The organism is Methanosphaera sp. WGK6 (assembly GCF_001729965.1).
Taxonomy (GTDB): domain Archaea; phylum Methanobacteriota; class Methanobacteria; order Methanobacteriales; family Methanobacteriaceae; genus Methanosphaera.
Genome location: NZ_JRWK01000001.1, coordinates 62,775 through 87,583 on the forward strand (window position 1 = coordinate 62,775; position 24,809 = coordinate 87,583).

21 protein-coding genes, 2 tRNA genes and 1 pseudogene are annotated in these 24,809 nt (G+C 28.4%); 6 read left to right on the plus strand and 18 right to left on the minus strand.

The genetic code is table 11. The features are described 5' to 3' along the window. The first annotated feature begins 12 nt into the window (after positions 1-12). On the plus strand, positions 13-231 hold the full coding sequence (locus NL43_RS08110; protein ID WP_241776190.1) for a cobalamin biosynthesis protein: 219 nt from the start codon (positions 13-15) through the stop codon (positions 229-231). Between the two features lie 56 nt (positions 232-287). Here NL43_RS08110 and NL43_RS00340 read toward each other — a convergent pair whose 3' ends face one another. The 10 genes and pseudogenes from NL43_RS00340 to cobT form a co-directional block, all read right to left on the minus strand. Beyond that, positions 288-608, minus strand: coding sequence for a cupin domain-containing protein (locus tag NL43_RS00340; RefSeq protein ID WP_069591985.1), 321 nt, complete (start codon positions 606-608; stop codon positions 288-290). Positions 609-616: 8 nt separating this feature from the next. After that, positions 617-1,531: an aspartate carbamoyltransferase gene (gene pyrB / locus NL43_RS00345; RefSeq protein WP_069591986.1), complete on the minus strand. Its 915-nt coding sequence runs from the start codon at positions 1,529-1,531 to the stop codon at positions 617-619. 27 nt (positions 1,532-1,558) lie between these two features. Continuing rightward, complete coding sequence (locus tag NL43_RS00350) at positions 1,559-2,293, minus strand: tRNA (adenine-N1)-methyltransferase (RefSeq protein ID WP_069591987.1); 735 nt, start codon at positions 2,291-2,293, stop codon at positions 1,559-1,561. A gap of 67 nt (positions 2,294-2,360) precedes the next feature. Beyond that, complete coding sequence (locus NL43_RS00355) at positions 2,361-5,174, minus strand: DUF3427 domain-containing protein (RefSeq protein ID WP_069591988.1); 2,814 nt, start codon at positions 5,172-5,174, stop codon at positions 2,361-2,363. Positions 5,175-5,192: 18 nt separating this feature from the next. Next, positions 5,193-7,442 (minus strand): DEAD/DEAH box helicase, encoded by a 2,250-nt coding sequence (locus NL43_RS00360; protein ID WP_069591989.1) that lies wholly within the window; start codon positions 7,440-7,442, stop codon positions 5,193-5,195. A 105-nt stretch (positions 7,443-7,547) separates the two neighbouring features. Then, positions 7,548-8,744 carry an aconitase X catalytic domain-containing protein gene (locus tag NL43_RS00365; protein WP_305791257.1) on the minus strand — a complete coding sequence of 399 codons (1,197 nt, stop codon included), beginning with the start codon at positions 8,742-8,744 and terminating at the stop codon, positions 7,548-7,550. 21 nt (positions 8,745-8,765) lie between these two features. Further along, positions 8,766-10,136 carry a DHH family phosphoesterase gene (locus tag NL43_RS00370; protein WP_069591991.1) on the minus strand — a complete coding sequence of 457 codons (1,371 nt, stop codon included), beginning with the start codon at positions 10,134-10,136 and terminating at the stop codon, positions 8,766-8,768. Further along, complete coding sequence (locus NL43_RS00375) at positions 10,102-10,503, minus strand: 30S ribosomal protein S15 (RefSeq protein ID WP_069591992.1); 402 nt, start codon at positions 10,501-10,503, stop codon at positions 10,102-10,104. The genes NL43_RS00370 and NL43_RS00375 overlap by 35 nt, the downstream gene beginning before the upstream one ends. A gap of 96 nt (positions 10,504-10,599) precedes the next feature. Further along, positions 10,600-11,152, minus strand: a pseudogene (locus tag NL43_RS00380) (XTP/dITP diphosphatase). Between the two features lie 87 nt (positions 11,153-11,239). After that, positions 11,240-12,313 (minus strand): nicotinate mononucleotide-dependent phosphoribosyltransferase CobT, encoded by a 1,074-nt coding sequence (gene cobT, locus NL43_RS00385; protein ID WP_069591993.1) that lies wholly within the window; start codon positions 12,311-12,313, stop codon positions 11,240-11,242. A gap of 154 nt (positions 12,314-12,467) precedes the next feature. Between cobT and NL43_RS00390 the strand changes: the two genes are divergently transcribed. After that, a complete protein-coding gene (locus NL43_RS00390) occupies positions 12,468-14,075 on the plus strand; it encodes a bifunctional N(6)-L-threonylcarbamoyladenine synthase/serine/threonine protein kinase (protein WP_069591994.1) in 1,608 nt (535 codons plus the stop codon). Positions 14,076-14,095: 20 nt separating this feature from the next. On the opposite strand, the gene NL43_RS00395 is transcribed toward NL43_RS00390, so the two are convergent. From NL43_RS00395 to NL43_RS00405, 3 genes are all read right to left on the minus strand, one after another. Then, positions 14,096-14,929, minus strand: a complete 834-nt coding sequence (locus NL43_RS00395) for an undecaprenyl-diphosphate phosphatase (protein WP_069591995.1) — start codon at positions 14,927-14,929, stop codon at positions 14,096-14,098. Between the two features lie 210 nt (positions 14,930-15,139). Continuing rightward, positions 15,140-16,060, minus strand: a complete 921-nt coding sequence (locus tag NL43_RS00400) for a branched-chain amino acid transaminase (protein ID WP_069591996.1) — start codon at positions 16,058-16,060, stop codon at positions 15,140-15,142. A gap of 659 nt (positions 16,061-16,719) precedes the next feature. After that, entirely contained in the window at positions 16,720-17,286 is a 567-nt protein-coding gene (locus NL43_RS00405) for a hypothetical protein (protein ID WP_069591997.1), read from the minus strand. Positions 17,287-17,459: 173 nt separating this feature from the next. Between NL43_RS00405 and NL43_RS00410 the strand changes: the two genes are divergently transcribed. Further along, positions 17,460-17,531, plus strand: a tRNA-Val gene (locus NL43_RS00410). Positions 17,532-17,586: 55 nt separating this feature from the next. After that, positions 17,587-17,658: transfer RNA gene (locus tag NL43_RS00415), tRNA-Val, on the plus strand. Positions 17,659-17,821: 163 nt separating this feature from the next. Here NL43_RS00415 and NL43_RS00420 read toward each other — a convergent pair. Then, entirely contained in the window at positions 17,822-18,676 is an 855-nt protein-coding gene (locus NL43_RS00420; RefSeq protein ID WP_069591998.1) for a restriction endonuclease, read from the minus strand. 154 nt (positions 18,677-18,830) lie between these two features. On the opposite strand from NL43_RS00420, the gene surE reads away from it, so the two are divergent. Next, on the plus strand, positions 18,831-19,601 hold the full coding sequence (surE, locus tag NL43_RS00425) for a 5'/3'-nucleotidase SurE (RefSeq protein ID WP_069591999.1): 771 nt from the start codon (positions 18,831-18,833) through the stop codon (positions 19,599-19,601). A 10-nt stretch (positions 19,602-19,611) separates the two neighbouring features. Here surE and NL43_RS00430 read toward each other — a convergent pair whose 3' ends face one another. Together NL43_RS00430 and ilvC are read right to left on the minus strand one after the other, a co-directional pair. Then, positions 19,612-20,622, minus strand: coding sequence for a methanogenesis marker 12 protein (locus tag NL43_RS00430; RefSeq protein WP_069592000.1), 1,011 nt, complete (start codon positions 20,620-20,622; stop codon positions 19,612-19,614). A 113-nt stretch (positions 20,623-20,735) separates the two neighbouring features. Beyond that, a complete protein-coding gene (gene ilvC, locus NL43_RS00435) occupies positions 20,736-21,728 on the minus strand; it encodes a ketol-acid reductoisomerase (protein WP_069592001.1) in 993 nt (330 codons plus the stop codon). 187 nt (positions 21,729-21,915) lie between these two features. On the opposite strand from ilvC, the gene NL43_RS00440 reads away from it, so the two are divergent. After that, positions 21,916-22,596: a Dna2/Cas4 domain-containing protein gene (locus NL43_RS00440; RefSeq protein WP_069592002.1), complete on the plus strand. Its 681-nt coding sequence runs from the start codon at positions 21,916-21,918 to the stop codon at positions 22,594-22,596. A gap of 15 nt (positions 22,597-22,611) precedes the next feature. Here the strand turns inward: NL43_RS00440 and ilvN are convergent, their stop codons facing one another. Next, positions 22,612-23,112 carry an acetolactate synthase small subunit gene (gene ilvN / locus NL43_RS00445; RefSeq protein ID WP_069592121.1) on the minus strand — a complete coding sequence of 167 codons (501 nt, stop codon included), beginning with the start codon at positions 23,110-23,112 and terminating at the stop codon, positions 22,612-22,614. Between the two features lies 1 nt (position 23,113). After that, positions 23,114-24,793, minus strand: coding sequence for an acetolactate synthase large subunit (locus tag NL43_RS00450; protein ID WP_069592003.1), 1,680 nt, complete (start codon positions 24,791-24,793; stop codon positions 23,114-23,116). Positions 24,794-24,809 lie beyond the last annotated feature (16 nt).

Here is a 24,809-nt window from a genome sequence, read left to right on the forward strand (position 1 = left end):
ATTCTGGATAATATGAAATTATTTAACAAAGAATTAAAAATAATTTCCATGGATTCTATAAAAAATTATCAAAATGATGAATGCTCTAAATCTGATTTTGTTATGAAACAATTTGGAGTAAAAGGAGTTTGTGAACCGGTTTGTTTAATAAGTAATGGTGAAAATTCACATTTAATCTTTAAAAAAACAGCATATAATGGGGTAACAATAGCAGTATCAGTGAATAATTAAATTTACACTTGAAATATATCTTCTTGATTTTTTCAAGTTTCTAAAAAAAGAAGTTTTTATGATTTTATCATACTTAAAATCATTTTAACTTTTTCAGTTGCATATAATGCATGTGGAATATTTGCTGGCATTATAATCATATCTCCTTTGTTAAGTATGTTTAAGTTACCATCTATTTTTATTTCTAATATTCCTTCTATTACCTGAACCATAGCATCAAAAGGGGCTGTATGTTCAGAAAGCCCTTCATCTTTATCAAATGCAAAGATTGTTATTGTACCTGTTTCTTTTTTAATAATTTCTTTACTTACAACTGCTTTTTCTTGATAGTCAACTATGTTTTCTATATTATATACTGTTGATTTCATGTTATTCATATAATCACCTATTTTATAATAGAATCAAGTAGTGCCATTCTTATTGGTACACCATAAAATGCTTGCTTAAAATACATAGCATTACTAAGGTTATCCACATCAAAGCTAATTTCATCAACTCTAGGTAGTGGATGCATAAGGATACTATTAGAATTCTCTAAATTTTTAGCAGTTAATGCATATCTTCCTTTTACTTTTAAGTATTCTTTAGGGTCTGGGAATCTTTCTTTCTGAATTCTAGTCATATATATAACATCAACATCTTCAATATTTTCAAGTAATGATTCTTTAATTGTGAATTTACAATTTAATTTTTCTAAATCTTTAAGAATTTCTGGTGGCATTTGTAATTCTTTAGGAGAAATAAATACAATTTCTGCTTTAAACATTGCTAATGCATATACTAAACTATGAACTGTACGTCCATACTTCAAATCACCTACTAATGCTATTTTTAAATTAGATAAATCTCCTCTAGTTCTTTTTATAGTATATAAATCAAGTAAAGTTTGTGTTGGATGTTGACCTGCTCCATCACCAGCATTTATAACAGGAATATCTACTTTATTTGATATGAATCTGGCAGCACCTTCCATATCATGTCTTAAAACTATAGCATCAGAATATTGTGAAATAATTTGTGCTGTATCATAAAGAACTTCTCCTTTCTGAACACTTGTACCTTGTTTCTGATTAAATCCAACAACATCTCCACCTAATCGTTTCATTGCAGTTTCAAATGATAATCTAGTACGTGTTGATGGTTCATAAAACATTACACCTAATAATTTCCCATCCTTTTTATGAGAAACTTGTTCTGATCTTGCTATAGGTTCCATTTCTTCAGCAAGTTTTAATATATAATCCACATCGCTTTTTTTAAAGTCTCTTATTGATATTATATTTTTTAAACTAAAACTCATACTATTCCCCTTTTTCAGATTTTTTCATTATAATTTTCTTGCAAATGTAATATAGCCTGTATGACCAGCCATTCTACTATTTGGTCTTGTTTTATTATTTTTAATTTCAAGTTCTCTCACATTACCTTCTCTGATTGTTATATGTTTAAAACCTGTTTTACCTAATATTTTATTAACAATTTGAAATTGTTCCACATATGGCGTATAAACAGCTATAAAACCACCTGTTTTAAGAATTCTATAACTATCTTCAATAACATCACCTGGTTTTGGTAAATCAAGGAAAACTAAGTCTATAGAGTTATCTTCTTCTTTAAAACCTTCTGTAACATCTTGATTATATAATGTTATATTCTCAAAATCAGTACCTTCAATATTTTCTTGAATTATTTTAACAAAATCTTCTCTTATTTCATAACTTGAAACATGACCTTTTGGACCTACAATATTTGCAAAGAATAGTAGACTACTTCCAGCACCAGTACCTGATTCTACAATTTTACTACCATAACCTATACCTGTAAAACCTATAACTAATCCAAGATCTTGGGGCAATATAATAGAACATTTTCTTTTCATTAAATCAATATAATCATTAATATTTGGTTCTATTACAGTATATTTCTTACCCATATGAGTTTCAAGAACATCACCTACTTTAGCATTAATTATATCTTCTTCAGGTATAACTCCTTTTTCTGTATGGAATTCTTTGTCCTGTACTATATATTTCCTGTTTTTCTTGTCTACTATTATCTTCATATTTTATCCCTTGATATTATATTGATTAATAAATCTTATTATTTTATCTAATTTTTTTATTCTTAAATTATTTTATAAAATATTCATACATGTCTTCACGTACAGGATATTTTAATTTTAATTTAAAATTAACAGTATCTTTAACAACACCATTTTTAATTTTTACTTTAGTCTCTGTGGGTTCTGTAGGTATAATTGGACCTAAGTAGTAGAAATCTTTTCCTTCATCATTATTTTTTTTCATAAATAAATAGAATTTCATATTATTTTCTTCATAATTTAAAATTTCTTTAACATCTTTAGATTCAAATGTTCGAGAACTTGTCGCCATCCAACTTAATGTTTCATTATCATAGAATTTATTTACATATCTGGTGCTTTCACTATCATTTTCTGTTTTATCATAAGTAACACAGAAAGGACATGTTTTTTCATTATTAATATTTTCTTTTATAACATAACCATAAATAGCATCTTTTTCTGGCCAATTCAATAGTTTTGCTATTTCAGCTCTCGAATATTTTTCATATAACTTGAAATGCATGTTATCTCTAAATTCATTGTATTGTTTTTCATATTTTTTTAATCCTAATTGTATTAAATCATGTATATTATCATTAAATTCATTATTTTTTAATAATTTCTTGAATTTATCTGCTATTTGAATAGTGTTCTTGTTCTGATTAATTAATTCTACTGTCTGATACATAGTGTATTCTCTTGGTTTGTAAAATGATTTATTTAGAATTCTCAATGCACTTTTTATGGTATTCATATCCTTTACAATATTATATTTTTCACTTAATATTTTTTCAAAATCATCTATTTCGAGTGTATTATTGTTAATAATTATTTGTAATATAAGTAATTCATGAGGTCTTTTACTATTAACTATTTTTTGAGTTATAAATTGGATATATAATGATTCACAATCATTAAATGTATATTTATAGTCTGAATCTATTTTTGCAACTAAAAAAGGATAGGTTTTATTAGTTTTCAATGAATTTAAATGATTCATACAATCTATTATAAAAATTGGATCTAATTGATTATATTTATAAAAATCATACAATGTTGGTATATGACCTAGTTTGTGTTTGAGTTTCAAATATTCTGTTCTTATAAAATTCAAATTATTAAATTTAGCTTTATTTATTGAGTTATATATTCTTTCTTCAGATATTTTGTCAAAATTAATAGTAGAACTACCAATTAATAAGTTATTTCTATTAATCATGAATTTACGAAGATAATCTTTATCATAGGTTGTATCATCAGATAATGCGACAGGTATCATGAAATTATTTTTATAATTTCCAATAAAATCAAGTACAACAACATAATCTTTGTCTTCATGCTTTCTAAGACCTCTACCTAATTGTTGAATAAAGATTATACTTGATTCAGTTTCACGAAGCATTACAATCTGATTAATTTCTTTAATATCCACACCTTCATTGAATATATCTACAGTAAATATATAATCAAGATAATCTACGTGTTCATCTGATACAAGTCTATCAATGGCTTCTTCTCGTTCATTTTGACTTGAATCACCAGTTAAACTAATAGTCTTATACCCTCTTTTGTTAAATTCATCTGATAATATTTTTGCATTAATTTTATTATTACAAAAAACTAATCCTTTCACACGTTTTCCATTGTAACCATAATATTCTATATTTTCAATTATATTGTTTATTCTAGTATCTGATATATCATTAACATCTACAGCTTCATCTGTAATTCCAAAATAATTAAAACTGCAAAGCATATCTTCTTCTAATGCATCTTTCAATCGTATTTCGTAGATAATATTATGATTAAATAATTCATAAATATCAATTTCATCTGATCTATCTGGTGATGCTGTCATTCCTAGGTAGAATTTTGGAGTGAAATAATTCATTATTTTTTGATAACTTTTAGCTCCAGCACGATGAACTTCATCAATGATAATATAATCAAAATAGTTTTTATCATATTTAGAGTAAACTTCTTCCTTTGACATCATCTGAACAGTACTAAATAGGAAATCTGAATAATAATTCTTCTCATTTCCTGATAATAAACCCATATTTTTATCACTGAATATTCTTTCATAGGTTTCCATAGCTTGTTTTGCGATTTGTTCACGGTGAACTAGAAATAAAATTCTTTTAGGATTAATACTTTTCAAACCAAATGCGGAAGCAAATGTTTTACCAGTTCCTGTTGCACTAATAAGTAATCCTCTTTTATGTCCCTTTTCAATTATTTTTTTTAAATTTATAATGAATTGTTTCTGCATATTATTTGGTTTAAATTTGGGAGGTGCGGGTTTAATCCAAGATTTCATCTGTATTTCTAAATTTTCTTCATATAATTTACTATATTCATCAATACATTCATTTAATTCAAATGCATCTTCCCAATATTCATTAAATTCTTTAATAATTTCTTTATTTAAATCTTCACTTGAACTGGTGGATGTTAAAAGATTCCATTCTTTATTAATAGTTAATGCGTTTTGTGTAAGATTAGAACTTCCAATTAATATATTATATTCATCTTTTTTTCTGAATATGTATCCTTTTGTGTGAAATCCATATTTTTTTTCATTAACAGAATATAATTTAACTTCAATATTGTTTAATTTATTTAATCGTCTAAGTGCATTAGGTTCACTAAAAAATAAGTAATCGGTTGTTAATATTTTACCTTTTATGTTATTAGATTCTAATTCCTTTAAATTTTGAAGAAGAGGAGTTATACCACTTTCTGTAATGAAAGCTACACTTATATAAAATTCATCACAGGTATGTAGTTCATTTTGAATAGTGCTAAGTACTTTCATATTGTGTTTTGAATTATTTAATATAAATTTAGAATCAGACAATTCATTTCCCTTCTCTATTTATTGTTCTTTAAATTCTCGTTGTGTTACATCAATAATATTTGTTGCAGTTTTTTCACCAATACCTTCAACTTCTTTTAATTCATTTTTTGAAGCATTAACTATGTTTTTTACAGTTTTAAAGTGGTTCAGTAAGCTTTTTGCAGATACTGGTCCTATTCCTGGTAGACTTTCTGTTATAAATAATTGTTGTTCTGGTAATGTAACTGGTTTTGATTGTGTTCTTATACTCACTGGTTTTTTATTATCTTTATCTTGTTCTCTTAATGCAATTCTTTTTAGCATAAATGCAGTATCAGTTTCACTTTGAGTTTGAATAATTGGTATTTTAAAGTCAAGTGCTATAGATGCAAGTGCTCCTCTTATAGCATTTGGGTGAAGGAATGAATGATAAATGTTTTCTCCTTCGATTATCATTAAGGGTTTACTACAATTACTAGCTAATTCTTTAGCTTGCTGGTATAATCTTTTATCTGTTATTGATTTACTAAAATCTTCAACAGTTTTTCTTTCAATAATAATATCATCAGTTATTTGATAATCACCAATAGTCATACTTTTTACTTTAATTTCACATTTTATCTTATCTAATTCACGTAAAATATTTGAATTTTTCTCTCTATAATCAACATAAATTACAGCTTCAGCATCTTCATCTGTTGTTTCAGTATTTAAGTTATATGAGGTAACATCTTCTTTTGCTGCAACATAGTTATCAAGAGTGTAATGATTTTTTTTATATGAATTATAAATGTTATTTTTCATAGCTCTTTCTTTTCTTTGACTAGACCAATAATATGATTCATCTAATGTTCCTTTAGTCATTAATATAAACATTTCACCTTGATGTTTACGTCCTGTTCTTCCTTTTCTTTGAATCATCCTTATTTCTGATGGAACAGGTTCATATAATATAACATAATCTACTGAAGGTATATCAATTCCTTCTTCAGCTACACTCGTTGATATTAATACATTATAATCTTCATTTTTAAATGCATCAATAGTTTCAATTTGTTTCTTTTGACTTAATCCTTTATCATTATCTCTTGAGGCTTGACCATAAAAACGCAATGATTTTATATCATTTTCTTTAAATTTACCATAAATACTCTTAGTAGTATCTCTAAATTGACTAAATACTATTATTTTATTATTAGGATTTTCTTTAAGAATTTGATTAACTAACTCTATTAAACGTGTCATTTTAGGATGATCAATTCCTTTTTCAACATATTTCCTAGTTAGCATAACTGCTTTATTAAATTTATAATCATTTTTCAGTGATTTTGCAGCTTTTGTTTTCTTTTTTTCTAGTTTATTAAAATAATTATTTAATGTTGTAATAGTTTGTGTTTCAAGTAATTCCTGTGAATGCATTATGTTAATAACTTCTGTTAATATAGAAACTCCTGTAAAATATTCTTTTTTAGGCATACTACTTGATGCAATTTTCTGTTGTAATCTAGCTTGTTCTACTAAAATTTCTCTCTTTGATGGTTTAGCAATAGAATCAATAATACCTAATTTTTTCAGAGTTCTAAGCCTCATTTTCAAGGTTTCATTAATTAAATCTTTAATTTCCTGAAGTTCCTTATTAAGCTTTACTTTTATCCATTTTGTTTCTACTTGTTTAAAATAAGGAGCAACATCAGGATCCTCTTCACTTTTAATTATTATCTCATTAACATAAATATTACGTGAAACTTCTTTAATTTTCTTTTCTTCCCATCCAGGACTAGCAGTTAAACCTAATATTAATTGATTTTTTGCCTGTTGTACATATTTTTGAGCAATATATACATAAGAATAAGATCCAACTGCATGATGACATTCATCAAAGACTATAAGTGATACATCTTTAAAATCATATTCTCTAGAAATTATATCTGATTCAATAGTTTGAGGAGTAGCACATATCACTTGGTTTTCTTCCCATAGTTTTTTTCTATCACTTGGCTTATCATTTCCTGTTAGACTTGCAATGGATGTATTTAGAAATTCATTAAAACTACGTTCATGTTGTAATGTCAGTGGTTTACTTGGAGCTAATATGAGAATTTTACTATCTTTAAAATTTTTAAGTCTTTCAGCAGAAATTAATGCTGCTACTACAGTTTTACCCATAGCTGTAGGTGCTATAATCATAGTATTTCCTTTATTAAGCACACTCATAGCAAGACTTTGCTGATAAACTCTGCCTTCTATAGTTTCTTTATTTATATATTCATGTTCTATCCAATTATTCATGCTATTATTCTTTTTGTTTTAAATTATTATTAAGTATACTATAAATGAACAAATGTTTTAAAAAAGTTAAATAAGAAAGGGTGGTGAAGTAGTTTTTATATTAATTCATGTTATCATATCAATAAGGTTTTCAACAGTATCATACACAACATCTAAATTACCCATATTTGGTACATAATTTGCTGCTTTCGCTGAATTAACACCAATAACATCGTAATTAAGTTCTTCCACGGGTGCTACTACCATACAAGTATCTGAAACTATTTTTCCTCCAGCAGCTTCTATAATATCAAGATAACCACATTGTTCACTTATTGATTTAATAGCTTTTGATGTACAAATCCATAAATCTTTGTTAAGTTTTTTACCTTTAATAAGTTGAGCTACTTTTTGTATTTCAGTAATAGATGCATGAGGACATCCTAAACAGACTAAATCTGGTGTTTTATCAGTTGTACTTAGTTTTTCAATTGTATCTATTATATCAGATTTTTCAAGACTTACTACTTCAAGTTCTTCAAATGAATCCTGACTTTTAGCAAAATTAGCTTCAGGAGTAATATTTTCAACATGATATAAACTAACAGCACCACTAGAAGCAAGTGCAGCTCCTAATAATTTAAGATTATTTCTTCCAGGATTATTATTAAGCTTAAAGTATGGTTTTTTATCATTAACTATTTGTCCAACATGATAACCTAGTGCTCCAATTTCAGCCTCCGTTGTAAAATCATAATCCACATCAAAAATTATGTCTGCAGTTCTATTTTCAGGGATATGATTTCCATAATAAGGTGTTCGACCAACTATAGCTGCAAGTAATGCACTTGGTCCACCTTCACGGTTAGTTCTAGCTCCAATAACACTATTAACATAACACACTGCAGATGATTCAGACCATGCAACATGTTCATTAAGCATAGGAGCATTTCCTATAAGGTATGGTGTACATGTACATGTACTCATAACACCAATACTTTCATAACCTTCTATGATTTTAATTTGTTTTTCAGTAAATTCTTCACTGAAACCTAATTCTTTCCAGTTTTCAATATCTACACCAGCTGGATTTAACATAGTTTCCAAGGTTACATCTGCTTTTTTACCTAAATCAACTACAAAATCTAATCCTGCATCTCCAATGGTTTTATAAGAAACTCCAGATACTTGTGCTGAAGTAATAGGAATCATTTTTTCAGCATCATATATCTTTCCTAAGCTTACTAATATTTCCATACTTTCAGCTTTACCTTCTCCATATTCACCATTATACATATCTTCTTCATATTTCGTAAGCTGCATATTCACCACTTAACTTCCTTATTAATTATTATTTATTTGATAATCAACCATTTCATCAACTAAATGAATAAAATTATCCATTTGGTTAGCAGGTATTGTTGCACCAGCTGCTATATTATGTCCTCCACCACTTCCATTAAAATTTTGTGATGCTTGGTTCATTATAACACCAAGATTCACTCCTTTTTCAATCATATTATCGGTGGTTCTTGAAGATACTTTAATAAGATTATCCATCTTCATAAGACTTAATATAGGTTTATCTGGTAATATGCCTAATTCAATACCAATACTACTTACAGCAGCAGCTACTTTTTTCTGCTCCTTATCTTCAGTGTAAATATATTGGATATTTTCTTCTTGAATACTACCTTCTCTTTTTATCCATTCAATTCCATTTTGCATACTACTACTGTACTTAGATAATAATGATTCTGCATAATCCATTTGATTATATTTTCCTAATTGAATACTTAATGCTGCAGTATATTCTTTATTTTTACCACATGCATTTAATAAATTAGCATATTCTTCAATATTTGTTAATTCTCTTCTTATATTAGGAATAGTATAAGTTTCACCATATATTTCATCATTTATGGAGATGAGCTCATTTTTAAGAGTTTCATATTCTTCTTGTGATAATTGACTTAATAATTTATCTTTAGGGATATCATGTTCATCTAGGAAAGTATTAGTTTCTTCTACATTTCCAGATAATCCTTTAAGAACTGGAGTATATGTATATGTAATTGCTTTAGATACTGGCTGGGTATTTGAATATGCAAGTTTTAAATCATCTTTAACTTCCATAGTCTTATTTTCTACTGCTTCATCTAAAATTAGTTTATTTATTCCAGTTGGACCATTTTTAAACTGCATATCACCATATGCACCTGTTAATGCAAGTCCTGCTAGTTCATAGTATTCATAACCATGTACTGATAAATATGAAAGTCCAGAACCACTAACATCTTTGGTTCCATCAATATTAAATATATGAGGATTTACGTGAATCATTTGTTTATTATCAGATTGTATTTCAGGGTCAACACCTTCTGGAACTTGATGGTGATCTGCAATAATAACATCACCTTTAAGTTTTGAAATACTTTCTAAATTTCCACTTCCCATATCTGAGAAAATAAATAGTTTATATCGTGATTTGTTAAGTTCTTTAACATTACTGTCTCTAAGACGTGGTAATATTGTAACATGGAATCTTCCTCCTGCTTTTCTTATTGCATTAGCAAAAATTCCAGCAGAAGTTAGTCCATCAGCATCATTGTGAGAGATAATTCTCACAACGTGCTGTTTTTCAATATGTGATCTAAGAAGATCACAAGCTTCATCAGCTCTATTTAACAAGTAAAGCTGCTGTTTTTGGATCATATCTCCATCCTTCAGGAAGAACATTGTTTGCTGTGTAGTATCTTACTAATCTTCTGATTTTAGATTCAATTTTAATTAATCCTCTTTTGGAGTGAATATCTTTTGGATTTTCTTCGAGGTGTTCTCTTATGTTTACTGCTCTTTTGATTAAGTTTAATAAATCTTCAGGATATTCAAAGTCTGTTCCATTTCTTTTAAGGATGTCTGTGATTTTTTCTCCAACTACTGTTTTTGTACTTGGAATTCCATATTGGTCTCTTAATGTGATACCAATTTGACTTGTACTTTGTCCTTCTTTGTGTAATTTTACGATTAATTCTTCAATTTCTTCTGAGGTTTGTTCTACCCATTCAGGTGCGTTTGCCATATTTTAATTCTCCATATAAATTTTATAAAGTAGTTTATATTATATTTAAAAAAATATTTTTTTATTTATATAATATAATAATTTTTAATAAATTATTCACTCTTCAGAATACCATTTAGCAAATTTTTCCATAGATATTCTTCTATGTGAACATTCATTTTTTTCATCAGTGGTAAGCTCTCCATATGTTTTATCATATTTTTCAACATAAAAGAGTGGATCGTATGCAAATCCATTATTACCTTTTTCTTCTGATAAAATTTCACCAGAGACAGTGCCTAAAAAAAGTCTTGGGTTCACAATTGGGTGCACAGTAACCAATACATGACCTGAATTCAGCATATCTGTCTTGTTCATCTTCTAATAATTTTAAAATTCCCTTATTGGTTATAGTATCCTGAACATAAGATGAATATGTTCCTGGAAAATCATTAAGGGCTCTTATAAACAAGCCAGTATCATCTACTATAACTGGTTTTTGAAGTAAATTAGCAACATATTTTGCACCAAATGCAGCTACTTCTTCTATTGAACCTTGAACTTCAGGATAACCTGGATTTTCATGGTTAACTTCAATACCAAATTTTTCAAAAATACCTCTTGCCTCTTTAACTTTATGTTCGTTACCAGTAATAAATGTTACTTTCATGGTAATAGGTATATTAGTTATACATGATACTTTTTGTGTAGGTTTATTTGATTAAATATATCCTTATAAAAAAGAAATAAAAGAGGTTTATTCAAAGTTAGCTCTTGTTAGTTCTTCTGTTTTTTCTCTATATTCATCTGGACTTATACCTTTTAAGAATGCATAAAACATTGCTCCTCCAGCACCAACTCCTTCTTTAATACATCCTTTAGTATAGTTTACTAATCCTTCTTCTGTTGATTTTTCAAATTCAGGGTCAGCAGCATAAATAGAAATATCACAAATTTGTCCAAATATATCTAATATGTTGGATGTTTCATCATTTGCAACATATGCTGTTGTAGCTACACATATTCTGCTAAAATCAAAGTCAGGATCTAAAGCTTTAATAATACCACATGCTGCAGCCATTTGAGTACCACCAGCAAGTGTCACAGGTACATCACTACCCATTACAATACCTGCAACAGCAACCATTGTAGGATCACCAGCAATTTCAGCTGCTTTAAATGGGTCATCTTTAAGATCACCTGGTTTAACATTATTTTTTTCAAGAGTAGCATCTACTACACTATTTTTTAATTCATGTGGATTTGTAGTCATACATCCACTTACTTTGTTTCTAACATCATAACCTAATGCTGTGAGAATTGCTTGTGTTGTTGTTGTACCTGCAGGTGTTGATTCTCCTATCATTATATGATCTGTGATTTTACTTATAGTTGAACCTACTTCTTTTGCATTAATAAATAATCTTTCAGCATCTTCAACACCTTTTCCTTCTCTTAAATCTCCTCCAGGAGTTCCTTGAAGATCAATACATGGTACTTTAGGAATAATTTCTAATCCAGCATTAATTGGAATGAAAGGTACATTTAATAAATCTATTGTAGATTTTGTAAGTATTGCTGGAGATGGTGCTGATAATTCATCACTTGCAGTACTAGCAATTTCTGGAAGTGTAAGTGGTTCGTCTCTTAAAATAACTTCCACGTCAAGAGCAGGGGTGTATGATGTAAATTCAGGTCCTCCAGCTCCAGTTAAGTGTGGAATTTTGGAGATTGCTGTATTTGATAATACACATAGAAATACACTATTTTCTATACTTTCAACTGTTTTCATTTGTTCATCTGATCCAAATACTTTAATATTTTTGTACATATTTTTCACGTATTTAATTTGTTTTTTTATAGGGTAATTTTTCTAATATAATATTTTTATTAGAAATCTTATTGTATTATTAAGTATTGTATTTAAATATAATAATGATTATGAATTATTACTATAATTAAAATTGAATAGGAGAGAACTTTTTTTGATTTGTCTAGGAATTGAAGGAACTGCTGAAAAAACAGGTATAGGTATAGTTGATTCTGAAGGTAATATACTTGCTACATGTGGTGACCAATTATATCCTGAAACAGGAGGTATTCATCCAAGAGAAGCAGCTAACTTCCATGCAGAACATATTGTACCTCTTATTAATGATGCACTTGAAGAATCAAATTTATCAATAAATGATATTGATTTAGTATCCTTTGCAAAGGGGCCTGGTTTAGGACCAGCATTAAGAACAATAGCTACAGCTGCAAGAAGTCTTTCACAAAATATTGGTGTACCTTTAATTGGTGTAAATCATTGTATTGGGCATGTTGAAATAGGAAAACTAACAACAGGTGCAAAAGATCCTGTTACATTATATACTAGTGGTGGAAATACTCAAATTATCAGTTATGAATCTGGTAGGTATAGAATTATTGGTGAAACATTAGATATAGCAATAGGGAATTGTCTTGACCAATTTTCACGAGATATCGGATTAGGTCATCCAGGAGGTCCTATCGTTGAACAACATGCAAGAAACACTGATAAAACAATAAAACTACCTTACGTTGTTAAAGGAATGGATTTATCCTTTTCTGGAATATTAACTAGTGCTATTACAAAATATAATCAGGGTGTTGACTTAGATATTATATGTAATAGTTTTCAAGAAACTTGTTTTGCAATGCTTTGTGAAGTAACTGAAAGGGCATTAAGTTACACAGGTAAAGATGAAGTATTATTATGTGGTGGAGTTGCAGCAAATAGTAAGCTACGTGAAATGCTACAAGTAATGTGTGAAGATCATTATGTTGATTTTTACATGCCACCAATGAAGTATTGTGGAGATAATGGTTCAATGATTGCACGTTTAGGATTACTTTCATATGAAGCAGGAAAAACAGGAATAGAACATAGTTATATTAATCCAAAATATAGGACAGACCAAGTGGAAGTAACATGGATTAAAAACAAAATTGAACACAATATAAATCTTCCAAGTAATATTGCATTTAAGGGTGCAGAAGCAGATATAATTGAGTCTAAATGGGGTAATAAAGAAGCAATTATAAAAAATAGGGTTAAAAAGAATTACAGAATTAGTGAAATAGATGAAAAACTACGGCTTGAAAGAACAAAAGAAGAGGTAAAATTATTAGCAGACTGTAAGAAATATGGTGTAAGAACTCCTTATATTTACTCTATAGATTTAATTAATAAAAGTATAATCATGGAAAAAATTGATGCAACTCCGTTACATGATGTAATTCTAGATTCAAATACTGATTTGGAGAAATTATTTAAAAATATTGGTGAAATGGTTTCAAAAATGCATGATGGTGGAATTATTCATGGGGATTTAACAACTGCTAATATTCTAATAAAAGAAAATAATTCTATATTTATTGATTTTGGATTGGGAAAATACAGTAATCTTCTTGAAGATAAAGGTACTGATTTATTAGTATTTAAAAAGTCATTAACAACAATTATTCCTGAAAAATCTGAAGAATTATTCAACTGGTTCTTGGATGGTTATAATAGTAATGATGTAGTTAAAAAAATAGATGAAATAGAAAAAAGAGGAAGATACCTCTAAAAAAACTCTTTTTTTAATGTTTATATGAAAATTATTGAAAGTATAGTTGTCAGTGCTCCAACTATCCAACAATAGTATGCAAACACGTCTAAACTCCAACCTTCTATCATTTTCATAAGTAATTTAATTGATAAGTATCCAAATATTACTGAAGATACAAATCCTGCAATTAAAACAGTAATTGATGCATCAATTGTTGCAATGTCTTTTACTTGTATTAGACCTGCACCTATTACTGAAGGTAGACTTAATAAGAAACTATATCTAGCAGCATATTCTCTGTTTAGTCCAAGACATAATCCTGATGCAATAGTTGAACCTGATCGGGATATACCTGGAAGAACTGCAAATCCTTGACAAATACCTATGATAATTGCTTGTTTAAAGGACATATTTTTTTCTGTAATATTTCCTGAAGAATGTCTTTCAGAGTAATATAATATGAGTCCTGTAATTATTAAGAAAATACCTACAAATACAGTTCCTCTAAATATTGTTTCAATTGCATCTTTAAATAATACACCCATAATTCCAGTGGGTATTGTTGCAATTATAATTAACCATGCAAATCTCTCTTCAGGTACTTTTTGTAAGCCTTCTATAAATTTATCTTTTCCTTCTGTAAGATTTATTAAACTAATGATAAATCCCTTTATTATATTAACAATATCATTCCAGAAGAAAGTAAATATAGCAACTAATGTACCTATGTGTAGTATTGTGTCAAAGGCAAGTCCTGTTTCAACACCCAATAGGTGTGGTATTATTACAAGATGTCCTGAACTACTGATTGGTAAAAATTCACTAATTCCTTGTACAGCTCCTAGAATAATTGCACTAATTATGTCTAGCAAGTTATCACCTTATTTTTTAAGTTATTATATTATATTTATGGTTTTATGAATAATAAAAATTCTTTAGCTATTTCTAAATAATTCATGATGTAAAAAATATATTACATAATATATGTTATATGTAGTATAAATAATGTTGTAAAATAAAATCTATAATAAAAAATTAATCTCAAAAAAGAAGTTAAAATAAAATAGAATATAATATTCTATCTAAACAAAGTCTAACCAGCCATATTTATCTTCTACTTTACCGTTTAATATGTCAAATAAAGCATCTTGTATTTTTTTAGTTACAGCTCCACGTTTTCCTTTACCTATTTTAATTTTATCAACAGATCTTATTGGAGATAATTCTGCAGCTGTTCCAGTGAAAAATACTTCATCAGCAATGTATAATCTTTCTCTAGGAATACGTTCTTCTCTTACTTCATAACCAAGGTCTTTTGCAATAGTTATAATAGTATCTCTAGTTATACCTTTTAGTACAGATGAACCGATATCTGGTGTGTATAATACATCATCTTCTACTAAGAATAAGTTTTCACCGGAACCTTCTCCAATTTCACCATTGTAATTTAACATAATACTTTCTTTGTATCCGTTAGCTGTTGCTTCCATTTTAGCTAATTGTGAATTCATGTAGTTTGATCCAGCTTTAGCAAGGTTTGGCATAGTGTCGGGTGCCATTTTTCTCCAAGATGAAGTACATACATCAATCCCTTGTTCTAATGCATCTTCTCCAAGATATTGTCCCCATGCCCATACTCCAATAACAGTATCTAATGGACAGTTTAATGGATATACACCAAGTTCTTTGTATCCTCTGTAAACAATAGGTCTAATGTAACATGAACGTATGTTGTTTATATTAATTGTATCTTTAACAGCTTCACATAATTCATCAACAGTATATGGAATATCCATTCTATATATCTTTGCTGAATTTTCTAATCTTTGCATATGATCTTTTAATCTAAATACTGCTGGTCCGTTTTCTGTATCATAACATCTAAGACCTTCAAATACACTACTTCCATAGTGAACTACGTGAGACATAACATGTATCTGTGCATCTTTCCAATCTACTAAGTCTCCGTTGAACCAAATTTTTCCTGTTTCATCAAAAGCCATTTTATTCGTTCCTTTAAATTTTTTTATATAATATAATATTTCTAAGTTATAATATAACTATTTTAATATTTTTTCATAGTTCTTTTCGAAAAACTTAAACCATATGAATTATAATTTAAGATAATGACTAGCCATACAACAAAGTAAACTAGATAGAAATAAATCATCCATATCAAAAAAATAACTTAGAAACTATCTCAAATAATGGTATAAAAGTTTAGAGATAAACTATAGAAGCAATAGTTTCTTCTAAAAATCTACAATCACTGCATAAATACCTAAATTCACAATTATTACAACCTTTAACATGGTCTAAATTATTTTTCCACCTTTTTTATTATAATTCTATGTATTGTTTTTAAATAATTTTATTCTATATATTATTGAAATACTTAGTTTAATTTGTTGATTTATGTTAATTGCAGGTTTTAAGTTGATTTTGTTGTTATTCAGTTATTTTAATTATCTTGGTGAATGACTCATAATTATTTTCACTAGTTTTTTTAATAGTATTTTATCTATTTTTCATGATATAAAATTTTATAAATTAATCTAAAATATTTTAAATATATGTATATTGTTTAATTATAAACTTTATTTTAAGAATTATGAATCAGTATAGTTTTTTAAAAAAAAGTATAAGACAAGATTATTCTTGTCTATGCAGGTGAGTTAGAATATGAAGATGAACTACTTGAGATTTCAGAATTTTCAGAATAACTTGAACTAGAACTATCTTCAGTAGTTTCAGTATCTGTATCTTCTGACGTGTTTTGAATATCTATTGTATCATTAAGTTCTGTTGTATTATTGTTGGTGGTATTGTTAAATTCGGTTGTATTGTTAGTTATATGTTCATTTGTATTATTATTTGTATGAGTTATATTTTTCAAATAGTTTATGAAATTATTCCACCAATTAAGTATAGTGTTTTCTGAAGAGGATGTATTAGATGTTTCTCTTAAATGTTTACATGAACAACTATCTACACAGTTGCAGGATTCATTACAATAATAACATCCTTCATTGTTTCTTATTTTATTGTCATTTTTTGTTATAGTTTTATAATCATGATTTTTGCATAAACATGAATTTGAACAATTACAGTCACTAGAGTTGCATGCATAACAAGGAGCACTTTCATCATCATATGTCACTTCTGCTGCACTAATAGTGCCTATAGAAAAAATAACAAAAAGACAAAGTAAAGTTATCTTTATATTCATTATTTTTCTCCAATTCTTTAATAGTAATATTATTATTATAACTGTATTGTTATATTAAAAGATTATGTTACTTATTAATAATGTTCTTTTCATGAAATATACCCAAATATTTATATACTACTTTTAATAAAATAATTATTAGTACTTTAATTAGAACTACTAGATTTTTTTATGGGCTGGTGGTCTAGGGGTATGATACCTCCCTTACAAGGAGGGGATCAGGAGTTCAAATCTCCTCCGGCCCATTTAATTTAAATAATTTAATTTAGTATTATAATTAGTATTACCAGATTTTTTTATGGGCTGGTGGTCTAGGGGTATGATACCTCCCTTACAAGGAGGGGATCAGGAGTTCAAATCTCCTCCGGCCCATTCAATTTAAAAATGACTATTTTTCAGAAAATTATTATATTATTTTATTTTAAAAAGCTATTTTGCTTGATATTTTAAAAAAATTATTTATTGATTTACTAAACTGGTTGTATAAAATAAAAAAGTAGTAAAAAAAGGTTTTTTTAGGAGAAATTTCTTGGAATTACACAGTTAAAACTACAATGGATATGATTATTGAAATAAAGAATATTATAAATCCATTGAATAACACATCGGATAAATTTCTATCTACTAGTAATAATCCACCAAAACAAATAATAGCACTTGTAACAATCTTACCTAAACCTGTCCATGGACCTAATGTAATTATATTAAATAAATATGATACTAATGATGCAATGACTAAAAGTACTACTAAATAAACCATATGGTGATTAGTAAAAAAGTCTAAAACTCCATTTAAATTAGGAAGATTATTCTGTACACTTCTAGAGCTAGTTTTCAAATAATTTCTAGGTCTACTTGTTATAGTATTATTGTATTGATAATCATTCCTAGTATTTCTATCATTTAATTTAGATTTTCGTCCTGAAAAAGGGTTATGTGAATTATTACTACCTCTTGGATTTAAGCTAGCAGGTTTTGTATTAACATAATCATAATCATCTTCATCAATAATAGGTTCTGTTACAATAGTTCGTTTAGATGCATAATTTTTAGCTATTTTCATTAATCCTTTTCTATCCACTAATTTCATGTTTCTTTTCTGAGCATATACTGCAGCTCCATGTGTAAAGCTACTTGTTGTGAATATAATTATTTTTGATGATTTGGTTGCTCTTGCTGCATTTTCCATATCTTTGAGAACATCTAATCCTATTTTCCATGGTTCTTCATAGTTTTTACAAGCAACTACAACTCCAACATTACCTACCGTTGTGTCAAGAATTCCATAAATATCAATTACTTGATTAGCTACTTGATAATTCTTTTTAATTTTAAAACCACTATCTTCCATAATTGTGGCAATAAAATCTACTAATCGTTCTTTTTCCAAAGTTTCTCCCTCGTTATTATTTATGATAATTTATCTAAATTAATAAATATTATTTGTATTGATTTATATTTTATAATTTCATGTATTATAATTTAACTATTCTTATATTATCTATTTAAAAAATTAATAAGATATAATTATCAAATATACTATCATGAAAATTTTAATAACTAATGATGATGGAGTAATGTCTAAGGGGATACTGGCTGCAAGAGATGCAGTTAAAGATCTTGGAGAAACAACAATAGTAGCACCAGTAACACAACAAAGTGGTGTAGGTCATGCTATAACATTAATGAAACCATTAAGAGCTACAAAAATGAAATTAAATGATGGTTCTGAAGGGTATAGTGTAACAGGAACGCCTACTGATTGTGTTATATTAGGTTCAAAAGGTATATTGGATGAGGAACCTGATTTAATAATATCAGGTATTAATCTTGGAGAAAATTTATCAAAATCAATTACAACTTCTGGGACGTTAGGAGCAACTTTTGAAGCAGCATCTTTTAAAATACCAACTATAGCAGTGTCATTACAAGTAATAAGGGAAGATTTAAAATTTAAAGATGGTGTAATGGAAATAGATTTTACAAATGCTGAAAGAATACTTAGAAAATTCGCTAAAAAAGTAATAGAATATGGAATGCCTGAAGGAGTTAGTGTGCTTAATTTAAATATACCTGTAAATCCTGTATCTGATGATATTGTTCAAGCAAATTTAGCTGAAAGAATGTATTCAACAGATGTTGAAAAAAGAGTCGATCCTTATGGACATCCGTATTATTGGATTGTAGGTGATTTAATAGGGGAAGATGAAATTGGAAATGATGTTCACACATTACGTGTTTTAAATAAACCTGTGGTTACGCCAATTTCGACAGATATGGGGATGGATATAGATATATCTAAATGGTTAGAATAGTTCTTAAAAACTATTTGATAACATTAATTCCCATTATTTTATCTAAATTATTTTTTTTAATATCATATGCAATATAACTACTACCTATAGCTCCACTTTTATCTGTAAGAACTTGAATAGGAGCAATACGTTCAACTTTTTCTTTAATCATATTACTTATGTTAATAGGTTCCTTCATACATCCACCAGAACCAGTAAGAACAATACCCTCAATATTTGTTTCCATAATACCATATAATCCATATATTTCCATCACAACACTCATAACTAATGAATCAATAGCTAGAATTCCTTTTTCATCATTATTTACAGCTTTTTTAAGAATATCTTCTTTAACATTATTGATTTTAGAATTAACTTCTGCAATTTTAGATATTCCTGCCTGTGAAAAACATTCATTAGCACTTCTTTTTCCAGAATCAATGTCTCTAATCATAGCTAAATCAAGTGGGCCATGAATAAATCCCATAGCACCAAGACATGCATCAATAGCTCCTCGTATAATTCCATTTTCAACAAGTATACAAACAGTATTAGAACTAATGTCTGCAATAATCATATTTTTCCAGCCTGTTTTTTTAAATGCATAATAAGAAAGACTAACTTTTTCAGAACTAGCACAATGTGAATAACTAGCTCTAAATCTTTTATCTAAAAAATCACATTCTGAATGTAATCCTGGAATAAGTACTGCAGGGATATTTGATGACAATATATCTTCATAGACATTACTTCCACCACCCGTAATTTTACCAGCACCTTGAATTGATTTAATACCTTTATTTTCAACTTTATCTAATGGAGTAATTTCAGATATATAATCACCCATTGCATAAGTCATAGCTAATAATTCAATTTTATTTATATCAATATAATTATTCACAGTGTCTTTAAATGAAATTTCATTTTTTGATAGTTTTTCACGATTTAATTTAAAATAAGCTATTTCTTCTTTATATTTATCAATAATTTCAAAGGAAACAGCAGTTGTTCCATGATCCATACCCATATAGTATTTCATTTTATTTCTCCTAAATGTATGATTAATATAAATTATTAAAATATTTTTTTTTATAAAATTAGTTTTTTTCATGTAGATGGTGATTAAAAGAATTTAAAAAATAGGTTATAAACCTATTCTTCTTTTTCTAATCCGCATGCGGTTCTTAAGTTTTTACCAACAGTTTCAATCTGTTTTTCTCCTTCTAATCTTCTTTGTGTTAAGAGTTTAGGGTAGGATGTAGCAGAGTCTACTGCAAATTCTGTTGCAAAAGTACCATCTTGAATTTCTCTTAAGATGTCTTTCATGTTTTGTTTAGCTTCTTCAGTTATGATTCTGTCTCTTCTTGTGAGTCCACCGAATTCTGCAGTGTTACTTACATCATGCCACATGTTTCCAAATCCTTTTTCATAGATTAAATCAATGATAAGTTTCATTTCGTGGCAAGTTTCGAAGTATGCCATTTCTGGTTTGTATCCACCTTCGACTAATGTTTCAAATCCTGCTTGGATAAGTGCAGTTAATCCACCACAAAGAACTGCTTGTTCTCCGAATAAGTCAGTTTCAGTTTCTTCTCTGTATGTGGTTTCAATAACACCTGCTCTTGTAAGACCTACTGCTTTTGCCATTTCTATAGCAATGTCAAATGCATCTCCAGTAGCATCTTGTTCAATAGCTACTAAACCTGGAGTTCCAAATCCTTCTTGGTATGTTTGTCTTACTTTTGATCCTGGTGCTTTAGGTGCAATCATTGTTATGTTTACATCTTCAGGTACTCTTATACGGTTGAAGTGTATGTTGTATCCGTGAGAGAATGAAATTGTGTTTCCTGGTTCGAGGTTATCTTTAATTTGTGTTTCGTAAACGTCTTTTTGGATTTCATCAGGGATTAATATGTGGATAATATCTGCTTCTTTGGAAGCTTCTTCAATTGTTTTAACAGTTAATCCTTCTGCTTCAGCTGCTTTCCATGAACTTCCACCTTTTCTTAAACCAACAATAACATTTAATCCACTGTCGTGCATGTTAAGTGATTGTCCTCTTCCTTGACTTCCAAATCCAATTACAGCAATTGTTTTGTTTTCTAATATGTTTGTAGTTACATCGTCGTCGTAATATACTTTCATTTTATCGAGTACTCCTTTAATTTTATAAATTCTATATAGATTTATTTGTACAGTATTAGATTTATTATAATTAATATAAACTATTTTTCATAGTTTATAGAACTTATTCCTTCTCTTCATTTTAAAATTTATCAAATTAATTATATATTAACGCACAGTTATATTAAATAATAATATTGGTGTTATTATGAAATCATATGAATTAAAATACAATTATCCAAAAGGTAGAAATCATCCAACAATAAAACAAGTTAAAATTTTTAATAATACTCCTAATTTTCCAATAAGTTGGTTAAATACACAAAATTTCTGTGAATATTCGATTTATCTTGAAAATTTTCAACATATTGAAGTAGAAGCAACGAAAGCAATGTTACAAGGAACTGCAGTACATAATAGACTTGAGGATGAATTTAAAAAAGATGCTATTAAAATGTCTATGGAAGATATTCTAACAGAATCAGAAACTCATGAAGTTATTTCAAGAGAATTTTTTGTAATTAATGAAAAACTAGGTATTAGGGGATTCATCGATGAAATACAATTTAATAATGGTAATGTTATTATAATAGATGATAAACCTGGAACGAAAGCATATAGATCTATGATAAATCAAGTTTTTGCATATTGTTTATCATTCAAATACTCTATAGATAAAAATATGAAAATATTTGGAGCTCTAAGAAATAGAGATACGGGGGATGTATTTTGGCAAGAAGAATTTACACATGAGGAAGAAGAAAAAATAAAAGAAGTAATACAACATGTGCAAAATTTAATTAAAGGAATTGATGATTTTATACCTACAAAAAATCCAAATAAATGTAAATCATGTAGATTTAATGAAAATTGTCCTAATGCTCAATAAAATAGTAATAAGAGGTTATAATATTTTATTTCCTCTTGTTAATGCGGTTACACCAGTTTTAGCCATTTCTTTAATACCATATGGTTTCATTAATTCTGTAAATGCTAATATTTTTGAAATATCTCCTGTTATTTCTACAATTAATGATTTTGGGGTCACATCAATAATATGTCCTCTGAAAACATCAGTGTATTGTATAATTTCAGATTTCGTTTTTTCATCAGGAGCATTTATTTTCACAAGCATTAATTCTCTTATTATTGTATTTTCTGGCTGTAATTCTCTTACTTTCAGTACTTCAATTAATTTATTCAATTGTTTTGTTATTTGTTCTACTACTTGTTCATTTCCTGTTGTTCTTATGGTTATTCTAGATATACTGGGATTTGATGTTTTTCCAACAGTTATATTGTCTATGTTGAAGTTTCGTCTTGTGAATAATCCAGATACTCTTTGTAATACACCGGGTTTGTCTTCTACTAGTATACTTATGGTGTGTTTCTGTGATTCATTCATTTTAATCATCCTCTGTTTTATATTCTCCAACAATTTTTGTAATTTTTTCACCAGGTGGTACCATAGGTAATAGTTCTGAAGGATCGATTACTACATCAATAACTGTTGCTTCTCTTGATTTCAATGCATTTTCAATAGTTTCTCTTAGTTCTCCTGGTTTTTCTACTCTTTCTCCTTTTATACCATAGGATTCTGCTAATTTCACAAAATCGGGAGTAGGTGTTAATTTTGTCTGGGATATTCTATTGTTATAATATAATACTTGCCATTGATATACCATTCCAAGATATCTATTATTTAATATACAGGTTACAATTGGAAGATCATAATCATGTATTGTAGCTAATTCTTGGGATACCATTTGGAATCCTCCATCTCCTGCAATTGCAAGAACTGCCTCTTCTGGTTTTGCTACTTGTGCTCCTATTGCTGCTGGTAATGCAAAGCCCATTGTTCCAAGTCCTCCTGATGATATGAATGTTCTTGGATTTCTTGTTTTATAGTAATGTGCCATCCACATCTGATTTTGCCCTACATCTGTAGTAATGATTGTTTCAGGAGTTATTGCTTCCATTATTTCTTTTATTGTTTCTTGAGGTTTTAATGGCACAGTATTAAATTTTAATTTAGGTTTATATGCTTGTCTTTTTGATATGATGTCTGTTGTCCAATCATTATTGTTAGGATTTTCTATTTGTGTAATAAATTCTTTTAATATTACTTTTGCATCTCCTACAATAGGTATGTCAATTTTTACATTTTTACCTATTTCTGCTGGATCGATATCTACTTGTATTTTCGTAGCATTCGGTGCAAATTCAGAAATTTTTCCTGTTGTACGATCAGAGAATCTACAACCAATTGTTATAAGACAATCACAGTCTGTTACAGCATTATTAGTTGATTCAAGACCATGCATTCCAAGAAGACCTAATGATAATTCATCATCTTCAGGTATTGATCCTTTCCCCATTAATGTCGTAGCTACAGGTATATTTGCTAATTTTGAAAAAGTAATTAGTTCTTTTGATGCATTAGCTAATATGACTCCGCCACCAGCGAGAATTATTGGTTTTTCACAAGTTTCTATAGTTTCAATTGCACGGGTGATTTGTCTTTTGTTTCCTTTAGTTGTTGGTTTGTATCCAGGTAATTTGAATTTTTTATTCATATCCTTTTCAGTTACTTCACCTTCTAGAACATCTTTAGGTAAATCTACTACCACTACTCCTGGTCTACCTGTTGATGCGATATGATATGCTTCATCAATCATTTCAGGTAATTTATCTGATGTTCTTGGTTGAAAATTTTCTTTAGTTATAGGCATGGTTAAACTAATAGTATCTACTTCTTGAAATGCATCAGTACCTATAATTCCTGTGGTAACTTGTCCTGTTAATGCAACTACTGGTGATGAATCTATATTAGCTGTTGCAATTCCTGTAATAAGGTTTGTTGCTCCAGGACCTGATGTTGCAAGACATACGCCTACTTTTCCTGATGCTCTTGCATATCCATCTGCAGCATGTGCTGCTGATTGTTCATGTCTTACAAGAATATGTCTTATGTCAGAATCATATATTGAATCGTATAATGGGAGTAATACTCCTCCAGGGTATCCAAACACGGTATCTGTACCATTTTCTTTAAGTTTTTTTAGTAGTGCTTCACTTCCATTCATATTTAAACTTCCTTTT